Genomic DNA, 11,154 nt, shown 5'->3' on the forward strand with positions numbered 1-11,154 from the left:
CCGCGCCCGTCGCGCAGCGCGCTGTAGACCTCCCACTCGCGGCGCTTGCGCGGCGCCCGCGAGGAGTCGAACTCGGTGTGGCTCCAGTGCGCGAACTCGTCGGCGTCGAGCCACTTCAGCTCCACGCACAGCCCCTCGGGCAGCACGATCCGCTGGGAGCTGTCGGGGAACTCGCGGACCTCCCACTCGAAAGCCTTCACGAACGTGAACTCCGGCCCCATCGGATAGATCCACGGCTCGAGGAACCGGAACCCCAGGTCGATCCAGGCCACCGAGTCGCTCTCGATCGAGACGGGGTGCCGCGGCACCGCGACGACCGCGTTGGAGTCCTCCAGTTGCCAGGACAGGTCCGCGAGCGTGCCCACGCCCTCGCGGGTCAGCACCATGTCGCCGTCCCACTTCATCGAGTACGACGTGCGCACCTGGGAGAACGACCAGTTGTAGAAGTGCGTGAGCGAGTGCACCGAGTCCGGCGGCGTCGCGAGGTGCTCGGTGCCGGCGCGGCTCACCCGGAACGGGTACGCCGTGAGCGTGAACCGGTCCGCGGCGCCGCACTCCTCCGCGACCCGCTGCGCGACCTCCGGCGTGCCGTCGTCGGAGCCGTTGTCGACCAAGACGATGTGCTGCACGGCCTCGAACATCGGCGGCAGCACCCACGGCAGGTTGCGCGCCTCGTTGCGGACCCGGAACACGCAGGTGAGGCCGGGCTTGAGCGGCCCGTCGCGCCAGGGCCAGGTGACGTCGTAGTCGTGCTCGCCCTCGAGGTTGGGGATGTCGGGCCGCGCCGCAGCCACTAGCGCTCCTTGCCGAGGGCCTTGCGCAGCCCACGGCGGGCGCCCGCCGGCACCATCGCCCGTACGCCGTGCGGCACCTTGTCGGCGAGCCGGGCCGGTGCCCCGGCGGCAGGGGCCTGGGCCTGCCCCTCGCGGCGCGCGGCCAGCGCCGTGGACTGGGCGATCGCCTCGGCCTCGTCGTACATCTCCGCGTACGCCGCCCGCAGCTCGTCGAGCCGGTCGTGCACGTCGGGGGTGTCGCCGTCGTCGTCGGCGAGCCGGTCGAGGTGCTGCCAGGTCTCCTCGGCGATCTCGCGCAGCCGCGCGGGCACCTCGATGTCGTCCCAGGTCAGCTGCACCCGGCGCAGGCTCGGGTCGATGAACTGGTGGACCCGGCGGATGTCGTTGGCGGTCGCGGACTTCACGGCGTCGAGGTCGAAGGCCTGCCCGAGCCCGAAGACCGGGATCGTCCAGTCCTTGAGCATGTCGTCGTAGCGCACGAACCGCCGCGCCGACCCGCGGGTGGACCGCTCGGTGTGCAGCATCATGTTCACCCAGGCGGCCGTGCGCTGGACCTCGCCGGCCTTGGCCGCGTAGTACTTCTGCTTGCTCCCCACCACCTCGGTCACCGGGCGCAGCATCGTGACGTACGCCGGCGCGGCGTCGCACCGCAGCGCCGCCGAGCGCCACAGGCCCAAGAACCAGGCCAGCCGCGGATCCTTGACCACGAGCTCGGGCCCGCCCTCGACGAACTGCTCCTCGAGCCACCGGTGCAGCCGGCCGCGCAGCGGCTCGAACGCCGAGAGCTTGCCGGCCTCGAACCAGGCGGCCGGCCGGGCGTCGGAGACCTGGACGTTGCAGCGCGTGAGCAGCTCGTCGTGGAAGTCCACGACCCACTGCGGCTCGCCGAAGCCCTTGGGGTTGGTCTCGTCGGCGACGACCTCGGGCTGGGGCACGTGCATGCCGAGGGTCCGCAGCGCCCCGGACATCGTGCTGGTGCCGCTGCGTCCGGAGCCGACCACGAACACCACCCGACGCTTGACGGGGATCGGCTCCGAGAGGGGGATCGGCGTCGACGGCATGGCATGCACCCTATGACCGGCACCTGTGGCCCGGCCAACCGTCGGCTGTGGGTGGCCGGGACCTTCAGCCCAGCGAGCGGGTCTGGGCGGCGATCACGTCGGCGTACCACTGGAAGGAGCGCTTGGGGGTGCGCACCTGGGTGTCGTAGTCGACGTGGACCAGCCCGAAGCGCTGGGTGAAGCCCTCGGCCCACTCGAAGTTGTCCATCAGCGACCACGTGTAGTAGCCGCGGACGTCGACGCCGCGCTGGCAGGCGGTGGCGACCGCGCGCAGGTGGGCGTCGAGGTAGTCGATGCGCGCCTGGTCGTCGACGACGCCGTGCTCGTCGGGCCCCATGTTGTAGGAGCACCCCGACTCGGTGATGTAGATCGGGGGCAGCGCGGCGCGGTAGCGGGCCCGCAGCGTGATCAGCCACTCGCGCAGCGCGTCGGGCACCACCGGCCAGCCGAAGTCGGTGGTCGGGTAGCCCACGAGCTCACGGAACTCGAAGGGCATCTCGGCGTCCTCACGGGCGGCGCCGATCTTGAACGGGTTGTAGTAGTTGACGCCGTAGAAGTCGAGCGGCTGGCGGATCGTCGACAGGTCGCCGTCGCGGACGGCGCCGTCCATCAGCGGCTGCAGGTCCACCGGGTAGCGCCCGAGCAGCATCGGCTCGGTGAACATCCCGTTCCACAGCGCGTCGAAGAGCTTGGTCGCCCCGACGTCGGCCTCGTCGTCGCTGGCCGGCCACATCGGCGAGTGGTTGTTGGCGCAGCCGATGCTCGTGGCGCCCGCCGCGCGCAGCTCGATCGCGGCGCGGCCGTGGGCGAGCAGCAGGTGGTGGGCCACGGGCATCGAGTCGAACATCAGCGTGCGGCCGGGGGCGTGCACGCCGATCGCGTAGCCCATCATCATCACGACGTTGGGCTCGTTGACGGGGATCCAGTGCTCGACCCGGTCGGCCAGCCGCGCGCCGACGATCGCGGCGTACTCGGCGAAGCGGTCGACGGTGGCCCGGTTGAGCCAGCCGCCGTCGTCCTCGAGCGCCTGGGGCAGGTCCCAGTGGAAGAGCGTGGCCATCGGCTGCACGCCGTTCGCGAGCAGCTCGTCGACGAGCCGGTCGTAGAAGTCCAGGCCCCGCGCGTTGGCCGGCCCGGAGCCGGTCGGCTGGATCCGCGGCCAGGAGATCGAGAACCGGTAGCCCCCGGCGCCCAGGCGCTTCATCAGCGCGACGTCCTCGGCGTAGCGGTGGTAGTGGTCGCACGCGACGGCGCCGCTGGAGCCGTCGACGATGCGGCCCTCCTCGGCGGTGTAGGTGTCCCAGATGCTCGGCCCCTTGCCGTCCTCGGTCGCCGCGCCCTCGATCTGGTACGCCGCGGTGCTGGTCCCGAACCGGAAGCCGGGCGGGAGCTGGGGCAGGGACGTGTCTCGGCGGGTGTCGGGGTCGGCGTCGGGCACGGCACAATGATGCCGGTGAGCGTCGAGATCCGCCGGGGAACTGATCGGTACCTCACCCGAGGAGCCGGGTTCTTCACCCGGCACTCCTTCTCGTTCGGTGAGCACTACGACCCCGACAACGTCTCGTTCGGTCCGCTGGTCTGCCACGACGACCACCGGCTCGGTGCGAGGTCGGGCTTCGAGCGCCACCCGCACCGCGACGTCGAGATCGTGACGTGGGTGCTGTCGGGCTCGCTGGTCCACGACGACTCCGAGGGCCACTCCGCGGTGCTCACCCCCGGCGTGGTGCAGGTGCTGTCCGCCGGGACGGGCGTGACGCACTCGGAGGTCGCCGGCCCGGACGGTCCGGTGCGGTTCGTGCAGGCCTGGCTGACGCCGGAGGAGCCGGGTACGCCGCCGGCGTACTCCGTCCGCGGCGTCGACCTCGAGCCCGGCGGGCTGGTCGAGGTGGCCCGGGTCGGGTCCGCGGCGCTGCGGGTGGCCCGCCTGGGCGCGGGCGACACGGTGACGTTGCCCGACGAGCCGCGCCAGCACGTGTTCGTGGCCGGTGGCGCGCTGACGCGCTCGTCGCTGGCCGAGCCGATGGCCGACGGCGACGCGTTCCGGATCGTCGACCAGCCGGGGCTGGCCGTCACCGCGGCCGTGCCGACCGAGCTGATGGTGTGGGCGTTCGCGTGAGTCGTCCGGGGGACCGCTCCGCGCGCCGGGCGCTGGTGCTGCCGGGGCGGCGCTACTCGCCGGCGCTGCCACTGCTGCAGGTCGCCCGCGCGGCAGCGGTCGACCACGGGTGGTCGGTGCACGAGGTGTGGTGGCAGGTGCCGGACTCGCTCGAGGGCATCAACGGCTGGGTCGCCGACCAGGCCTCCGCGGCGATCGTGGCCGAGGCAGCGCTGCCGCCGGCGCCCGAGCGGTGGCTGTTCATCGCGAAGTCGCTCGGCACCCGCGTCGTCCGGCGCGGGCCCCGCGCCGACGCCTACGTGCTGCTCACCCCGCTGCTCACCTCGCCCGGCGTGGTGGCGTCGATCACCGCGCTGGCGTCCGACGGCGTGCCGGTGCTGCTGGTCGGCGGCACCGAGGACGACCTCTGGGACGGCGCGGCCGCCCGCGCCACCGGCGCCCGGCTGCTCGAGCTGCCCGGCGCCGACCACCTGCTCGAGGTCCCCACCGACCCCGCCCGCACCCCCGACCTCCTCGACCGGGTCGCCCGGGAGGTGTCCTCGTTCCTGGCCGCCCTCCCGCTGTAACGCCCGTTTACCCCTTCCTCCACCCGTGTTGCAGCGGGGTCGGGGGAGCGGGTCACACGGCGTTACAGCGGATCGGGCGGGTCAGGCCAGGACGGTGAGCGCGCCGGGGAGGACCTCGACGACGGCGGGCGGGGCGGCGAGGTCGGGGAGCGGCCCGAGCGGCTCGCCGTCACCACCGGCGGGGATCGGGGAGCGGGACGTGCCGCGCAGCTCGACGCGGGTGCCGGTGAGCACGGTGACCTCGGGCAGCGCGATGTGGGAGCCGTCGTAGACCTTCGGCAGCGACCGCATCAGCGCCACCCGCGAGGCGGCCTCGATGACGATGACGTCGAGCCGGCCGTCCTCGACGGATGCGGCGGGCGCGATCTTCATCCCGCTGCCGTAGTACGCCGAGTTCGCGACGACGACCGTGGCCGCGGTGTAGGTGTGCTCGATGCCGTCGACCGCCACGACGTAGCGCCCGGCCTGGTAGGTCGCCAGCGAGCGGAGCGCGGCGTAGGGGTACTGCAGGCGGCGCGGCAGCCAGGTGGCCCGGTCGACGATCTCGGTGGCGCGGGCGTCGACGCCGGCGTACACCGATCCGGCGACCACCCGCCGCGCGGGCGCGATCCCGGTGACCGCGATCAGATCCACCCGCCGCTCGGCGCCCTCGAGCAGCACCCGCGCCTGTCCGTCGGCGTCCTCGGGCAGGCCGAGCATCCGTGCGAAGTCGTTGCCCCGGCCGGCCGGGAGCACCCCGAGCGTGCCGCCGCGCTCGGACACCAGCCCGGCCAGCGAGGACAGCATGCCGTCGCCCCCGACCGAGACCACGACGTCGCCGCGGCCGACGGCCCGGTCGACGAGCTCGACCATCGCGTGCGGGCCGGGCGAGTAGGTCACGTCGACCTCCGCTCCCGCCTCGCGGAGCAGGCGCGCGACCGGCACCACCGCCTCGGGGGCGGCCCCTCCTCCCGAGGACGGGTTGACCAGGAAGCGGTACGAGCGAGTCACGGGATCAGCACCCCCGGGTTGAGGACGCCCGTCGGGTCCAGATCGGCCTTGACCGCGCGCAGGATCGAGACGCCGACCGGTCCGATCTCGCGCTCGAACCACGGCAGGTGGTCGGTGCCGACCGCGTGGTGGTGGGTGATCGTCGCGCCGGCCGCGAGCATCGCGTCGCTGGCGGCGGCCTTGGCCGCGCGCCACTGGCCGACGGGGTCGTCGGTCTCCTTCGCGGCGATCGTGTAGTACAGCGAGGCGCCGGTCTCGTAGACGTGCGAGATGTGGCACAGCACCAGCGACGGCTGCCCGAGCGCGGCCTCGAGCGCGGCCTTCACGCCGGTGTAGACCCGGTCCAGGTTGGACCAGAACGTCGCGGTCTCCAGCGTCTCGACGAGCACGCCGGCGTCGAGCAGCGAGTCGCGCAGGTACGGCGCGTCGTAGCGCCCGTGCGCCCACTTCTCCCCCGCGGCGGTGCCCGCGTAGGTGCCGCCGAGGCCCTCGAAGACCGTCGTGACGGCGGCCCGCTTGGCCTCGACGGCCGCCGGCTCGCCCTCGAACCCGGTCACCATCAGGCACCCGGTCGCCGCCTCCCCGCCGATCGCGGCGGGGTCGGCGAGGTTGATCGCGGACTCGGACTCGTCGGAGAGCCGCAGCACCGTCGGCAGCAGCCCGGACTGGGCCAGGGTCCGCATCGCGGTCGCACCGTCGGCGAACGAGGACCAGCGCCAGCACTCGTAGACCTGCACCGCCGGCACCGGCCGGACCCGCACGGTCAGCGACGTGATCACGCCGAGCGTGCCCTCGGAGCCCAAGAACAGCTGGCGCAGGTCGGGGCCGGCGGCGTTCGCCGGAGCGGTGCCGAGGTCGATCCGGCCCCGGGGCGTCGCGACGGTCATCCCCACCACGAGCGCGTCGAACCGGCCGAACCCGGCGCTGGACTGGCCGCTGGACCGGGTCGCGGCGAAGCCGCCGAGGCTGGCGTACTCGAACGACTGCGGGAAGTGGCCGATCGTCATCCCCTCGGCCGCGAGCAGCGCCTCGGCCTCCGGGCCGCGCAGCCCCGGCTCGAGGGTCGCCGTCATCGAGACGTGGTCGACCGAGAGCAGCCGCTTCATCCAGACCAGGTCCAGGCTCAGCACGCCCGCGAACCCCTCGCGGCGGGCGACCAGGCCACCGGTCACCGACGTACCGCCGCCGAAGGGCACCACGGCGAGCCGGTGCTCGACGGCGAAGGCCAGCACGGCGGCGACCTCGTCGTGGTCCGCGGGCCGGACCACCGCGTCGGGGGCGTCGGCGAGGTCGCCGACCCGGGCACGGAGCAGGTCGGGCGTGGACTTGCCGCGGGTGCGCAGGCGGCGGGTCTCGTCATCGGTGAGCACGTGGCCCACCCCGACGATCTCCTCCAGCCCAGCGACCAGCTCGGGCGTGAGCGCGCTGGGCGCGAGGGCGGGGTGCTCGACGGCGGGCCGGTCGTCGACGCCGAACACCATCTCCACCAGGCCCCGGGCCTCGTCGGGGAGCGCCCGGGCGCGGGCCGGGTCGCCCCAGCGGGTCGGGTGCATCTCGGTCTGGTTGACGGTCACGTGTTACAGTGTGACACATGACGTCACTTCGTCACAACGGTCCGGACCGGACCGAGCCGCGGGACCTCTACCTCGACGCCGCTCGCGAGTGCATCCTCGACGTCGGCTGGCGGCGTACGACGCTCACCGAGGTCGCCCGCAGGGCCGGGGTCTCCCGGATGACGATCTACCGCACCTGGGCCGACATGCCCCAGCTGCTCGCCGACCTGATGACCCGTGAGTGGGGCGGGGTGGTCTCCGCCTCGCTCGCCGAGGAGGACCCCGCGGCGACCACCGTGGACCGGCTGGTCGGCGACATCGTCGAGACCGTGCGGCGGCTGCGGGACAACGAGCTGTTCGTGCGCATCGTCGAGCTCGACCCCGAGCTGATCCTGCCCTACCTGTTCTCCCGCCGGGGCCGCTCCCAGGACGGCATCCTCGAGCTGACCGTCGCCGCGCTGCGCGAGGCCCAGGCCGAGGGGGTCGCCCGCCCCGGCAACCCGGTCGCGATGGCGCGGGCGATGCTGCTCGCCGCCCACGGCTTCGTGCTCTCCGCGCACACGATGGTCGACGACGAGGTCGCCCTCGAGGACCTCGACGCCGAGCTCACGCTCGCGCTGACCCGGGGGCTGCGGCCATGACCGCCACCCGCATCACGCCCGGCCTCGCCGGCGTCCCCACCGAGGTCGACCTCGTCGTGATCGGCCTCGGCATCACCGGCGCCGGCGTCGCGCTCGACGCCGTCACCCGCGGGCTGTCGGTGCTCGCCGTCGACGCCCACGACCTCGCGTTCGGCACCTCCCGGTGGTCCTCGAAGATGGTCCACGGCGGGCTGCGCTACCTCGCCAAGGGCCAGATCGGCGTCGCCCACGAGAGCGCCGTCGAGCGCGGCGTCCTCATGGAGGTCACCGCCCCCCACCTCACCCACGCGATGCCGATGCTGATCCCGCTGAGCTCGAGCGTCACCCGGCTCCAGAGCTACGTCACCCGCGGCGGGCTGTGGGCCGGCGACCTGCTGCGCCGCGGCGCCCGCACCGACGCCGAGACCCTGCCCAAGCCGCGCCACCTCACGGTCACCGAGGCCCGCAGCCTGGTGCCGGCGCTGCGCCCCGCGGGTCTGCGCGGCGCGGTGCTCGGCTGGGACGGCCAGCTCGAGGACGACGCCCGCCTGGTCACGACGATCGCGCGCACGGCGGCGGCGTACGGCGCGCACGTGCGCACCCACGCCCGGGTCCTGGAGGCCACCGGCACCTCGGTGCGGCTGCGCGACGAACTCACTGGCGAGACCGTGCCCGTGACGGCGCGCAGCGTCGTCAACGCCACCGGCGTGTGGGCCGCGGGCCTCGTCGACGGCATCGCGCTGCGGCCCAGCCGCGGCACCCACCTGGTGCTCCGGCAGGAGTCCCTGCCCGGACTGACCGTCTCGGTGTTCTGCCCGGTGCCCGGCGAGACCAACCGCTTCGTGATGGTGCTGCCCCAGCCCGACGGCACCGTGTACGTCGGGCTCACCGACGAGCCGGTCGACGGGGAGATCCCCGACGTACCGCAGGCCTCCGAGACCGAGGTCGGCTTCCTGCTCGACGTGGTGTCGGCCGCGTTCTCCCACCAGCTGCACCGCGGCGACGTGGTCGGCACGTTCGCCGGGTTGCGCCCGCTGCTCGACCTGGGTGGCGACGGTGACGGCGCGCGGACCGCGGACCTGTCCCGCCGGCACGCGGTGGTCACGAGCAGCACCGGCGTGATCACGGTCGTGGGCGGCAAGCTGACGACGTACCGCCGGATGGCCGAGGACGCCGTCGACGCCGCGGTCGCGGCCACCGGTCTCGAGGCGTCCCCGTGCCGCACCCGCGCACTGCCGCTGCTCGGCGCCGCCCCTCGATCGGAGCTGGCGGCCTCGGAGCTGCCCGCGCGGCTGGTCCGCCGCTACGGCGCCGACGCCGCGCTCGTGCTCGACAGCGCCCGCGAGGTCAGCGGCCTGACCGAGGAGGAGCTGCTCGCGCCGATCGCCCCCGGGGTCCCCGCCACGCTGGCCGAGCTGCTCTTCGGCGTCACCCACGAGGGCGCCGCCGACGTCGACGACCTCCTCGACCGGCGCACGCGGGTCGGGCTGGTGCCGGCCGACCGGGAGCTCGCCGTACCCGCCGCCCGCCGGGCCCTGGAGATCGCCGCCGCGCGCCGATGATTTTCGGGATCGACGCCGGTCGGTAGGGAGAGGCAGACTCAGACCTGGCGAGGAGCAGCACCCATGACGGCGACCGAGGCGGCACCCGTGACCACCAAGACCGACGCAGAGCACCGCGACCTCGGCGAGCTCGGCGACTTCCCGACGCTGACGCAGCGCTACCAGCGCGAGCTGCTCGCGCACTGCTACCGGATGTCCGGTTCGGTGCAGGAGGCCGAGGACCTGGTCCAGGAGACGTTCCTGCGCGCCTGGAAGTCCGCGGCCGCGTTCGAGGGCCGCTCCTCGGTGCGCACCTGGCTCTACCGGATCGCCACCAACGTGTGCCTGACCAACCTCGAGGGCCGCCCGCGCCGGCCGCTGCCGGCCGGGCTCGGCACCCCCGACGCGATGGCGGGCGACGCGCTCGAGGAGAACCACGAGATCGCCTGGCTCGAGCCGGTGCCCGACGCCGCCGTGGTCGTCGCCGAGCGCGACTCCATCCGCCTCGCGTTCGTCGCCGCCCTCCAGCACCTGCCGGCCCGGCAGCGGGCCGTGCTGATCCTGCGCGACGTGCTGCGCTGGTCGGCGGCCGAGGTCGCCGCCGCGCTCGACACCACGACGGCCGCGGTCAACTCCGCGCTCCAGCGCGCCCACGCCCAGCTCGCCGACCGCGGCCTGACCGAGGAGACCGTCCAGCCCGACCTGTCCCCCGACCAGGAGCGGCTGCTCGAGCGCTACGTCGACGCGTTCTGGCGCAAGGACGTCGACGCGATCGTCAGCATGCTCACCGCCGAGGCGACCTGGGACATGCCGCCGTTCACGAGCTGGTTCCGCGGGGCGGAGAACATCGGCTGGCTCATCGGCAACGAGTGCCCGGGCGGCAGCCACGACATGCCGATGCTCCCCACGCAGGCGAACGGCCAGCCGGCGTACGGCCTCTACATGCGCACGCCCGACGGCGACTTCACGCCGTTCCAGCTCCAGGTCCTCGAGCTCGACGGCGACCGGGTGCGACACGTCACCGCGTTCTTCGACCACCGGCTGTTCGAGAAGTTCGGCCTGCCGCCGCGCCTCCCGGCCGACCACCAGCCGGCCGCGCGCTAGCGATCGTCGATGACGACCCTCGTCGGGTCGGTCGAGCTGCTCGACCGGGCCCTGGGCTACACGCGCGCCCGGCTGAGCACCGTGCGGCCCGACCTGCTCGACCGGCCGACGCCGTGCGAGGCCTGGACGCTCGCCGACCTGCTCGCGCACATGGAGGACGGGCTCGACGCGTTCACCGAGGCGGCCGGCGGGGCGGTCGAGGTGCGCGGCGGCAGCTGCGCCGCGGGCCGGGTGGCGGCGCTGCAGGAGAAGGCGTGCGCCCTGCTCGCGGTCTGGGCGCGGCCCGCGCCCGCGGACGTGGTGATCGAGACCACCTCGGCGCACGTCGACCTCGGCATGCCCAAGCTGGTCGCCGCCGCCGCGCTGGAGGTGACCGTCCACGGCTGGGACGTCGGACAGGCGACCGGCGAGCGCGCCCCGATCCCGGCCGGGCTCGCCCAGCAGCTGCTGCCGGTGGCGCACCGGCTCGTCGGCCCGGGCGATCGTGGGGTCCGGTTCGCCGCGGCGCGAGCGGGCACGGCGTTCGCGCCGTACGACCTGCGGCTGCTGGCCTTCCTCGGCCGACGCGTCGGGACCTGACTGGTCCACCTGCCACCAACCCCGGCGTTCGGCCGCGCCGGGGGCCCGGGACTTCCTAGGCTGGACGCCATGCTGCTGACCCGCGACGGCCTGGCGGCGCGCGCTTGTGCCGAGGCCCGGGCCGGCCGGATCGGCGCGGCGCTGAGGGACCTCGACCGGGCGCGCGCCGGGGCGTGGGGCGACCTCGACGAGGCCGACCGCGCGACCGTGCTGACGACCGCGCTGGACTG

Annotated in this window: 11 protein-coding genes; 6 read left to right on the forward strand and 5 right to left on the reverse strand. The window is 74.1% G+C overall.

Features of this window, described 5'->3' with window-relative positions:
• From VGD85_RS02725 to VGD85_RS02735, 3 genes are all read right to left on the reverse strand, one after another.
• The coding region (locus VGD85_RS02725; protein WP_331061911.1) for a hypothetical protein at positions 1 to 794 on the reverse strand (794 nt) is incomplete at its 3' end.
• Positions 794 to 1,855, reverse strand: coding sequence for a sulfotransferase family protein (locus VGD85_RS02730; protein ID WP_331061912.1), 1,062 nt, complete (start codon positions 1,853 to 1,855; stop codon positions 794 to 796). The genes VGD85_RS02725 and VGD85_RS02730, both read right to left, overlap by 1 nt.
• Before the next feature lie 64 nt (positions 1,856 to 1,919).
• Positions 1,920 to 3,293: a GH1 family beta-glucosidase gene (locus VGD85_RS02735; RefSeq protein ID WP_331061913.1), complete on the reverse strand. Its 1,374-nt coding sequence runs from the start codon at positions 3,291 to 3,293 to the stop codon at positions 1,920 to 1,922.
• Positions 3,294 to 3,308: 15 nt separating this feature from the next.
• On the opposite strand from VGD85_RS02735, the gene VGD85_RS02740 reads away from it, so the two are divergent.
• Together VGD85_RS02740 and VGD85_RS02745 are read left to right on the forward strand one after the other, a co-directional pair.
• A complete protein-coding gene (locus tag VGD85_RS02740) occupies positions 3,309 to 3,971 on the forward strand; it encodes a pirin family protein (protein ID WP_331061914.1) in 663 nt (220 codons plus the stop codon).
• Complete coding sequence (locus tag VGD85_RS02745) at positions 3,968 to 4,537, forward strand: hypothetical protein (protein ID WP_331061915.1); 570 nt, start codon at positions 3,968 to 3,970, stop codon at positions 4,535 to 4,537. The genes VGD85_RS02740 and VGD85_RS02745 overlap by 4 nt, the downstream gene beginning before the upstream one ends.
• A gap of 81 nt (positions 4,538 to 4,618) precedes the next feature.
• Here the strand turns inward: VGD85_RS02745 and VGD85_RS02750 are convergent, their stop codons facing one another.
• The gene (locus tag VGD85_RS02750) at positions 4,619 to 5,527 is read right to left on the reverse strand and encodes a diacylglycerol/lipid kinase family protein (protein WP_331061916.1); all 909 of its coding nucleotides are present in this window, start codon (positions 5,525 to 5,527) and stop codon (positions 4,619 to 4,621) included.
• The gene (locus tag VGD85_RS02755) at positions 5,524 to 7,101 is read right to left on the reverse strand and encodes an FAD-binding oxidoreductase (protein WP_331061917.1); all 1,578 of its coding nucleotides are present in this window, start codon (positions 7,099 to 7,101) and stop codon (positions 5,524 to 5,526) included. The genes VGD85_RS02750 and VGD85_RS02755 overlap by 4 nt, the downstream gene beginning before the upstream one ends.
• Positions 7,102 to 7,118: 17 nt before the next feature.
• Between VGD85_RS02755 and VGD85_RS02760 the strand changes: the two genes are divergently transcribed.
• From VGD85_RS02760 to VGD85_RS02775, 4 genes are all read left to right on the forward strand, one after another.
• Complete coding sequence (locus VGD85_RS02760; protein ID WP_331061918.1) at positions 7,119 to 7,721, forward strand: helix-turn-helix domain-containing protein; 603 nt, start codon at positions 7,119 to 7,121, stop codon at positions 7,719 to 7,721.
• Positions 7,718 to 9,262: a glycerol-3-phosphate dehydrogenase/oxidase gene (locus tag VGD85_RS02765; protein WP_331061919.1), complete on the forward strand. Its 1,545-nt coding sequence runs from the start codon at positions 7,718 to 7,720 to the stop codon at positions 9,260 to 9,262. The genes VGD85_RS02760 and VGD85_RS02765 overlap by 4 nt, the downstream gene beginning before the upstream one ends.
• A 63-nt stretch (positions 9,263 to 9,325) precedes the next feature.
• Positions 9,326 to 10,345, forward strand: a complete 1,020-nt coding sequence (locus tag VGD85_RS02770) for a sigma-70 family RNA polymerase sigma factor (protein WP_331061920.1) — start codon at positions 9,326 to 9,328, stop codon at positions 10,343 to 10,345.
• Between the two features lie 9 nt (positions 10,346 to 10,354).
• Positions 10,355 to 10,924, forward strand: a complete 570-nt coding sequence (locus VGD85_RS02775; RefSeq protein WP_331061921.1) for a TIGR03086 family metal-binding protein — start codon at positions 10,355 to 10,357, stop codon at positions 10,922 to 10,924.
• Positions 10,925 to 11,154: the final 230 nt, after the last annotated feature.

It is taken from the genome of Nocardioides sp. (assembly GCF_036401255.1).
GTDB lineage: Bacteria > Actinomycetota > Actinomycetes > Propionibacteriales > Nocardioidaceae > Nocardioides.

Excerpts from the sequence above, each read along its gene's own strand:
- VGD85_RS02730 (WP_331061912.1), bottom strand. The coding sequence starts at position 1,855 with ATGCCGTCGACGCCGATCCCCCTCTCGGAGCCGATCCCCGTCAAGCGT.
- VGD85_RS02770 (WP_331061920.1), top strand. The coding sequence starts at position 9,326 with ATGACGGCGACCGAGGCGGCACCCGTGACCACCAAGACCGACGCAGAG.
- VGD85_RS02765 (WP_331061919.1), top strand. The coding sequence starts at position 7,718 with ATGACCGCCACCCGCATCACGCCCGGCCTCGCCGGCGTCCCCACCGAG.
- VGD85_RS02760 (WP_331061918.1), top strand. The coding sequence starts at position 7,119 with ATGACGTCACTTCGTCACAACGGTCCGGACCGGACCGAGCCGCGGGAC.
- VGD85_RS02775 (WP_331061921.1), top strand. The coding sequence starts at position 10,355 with ATGACGACCCTCGTCGGGTCGGTCGAGCTGCTCGACCGGGCCCTGGGC.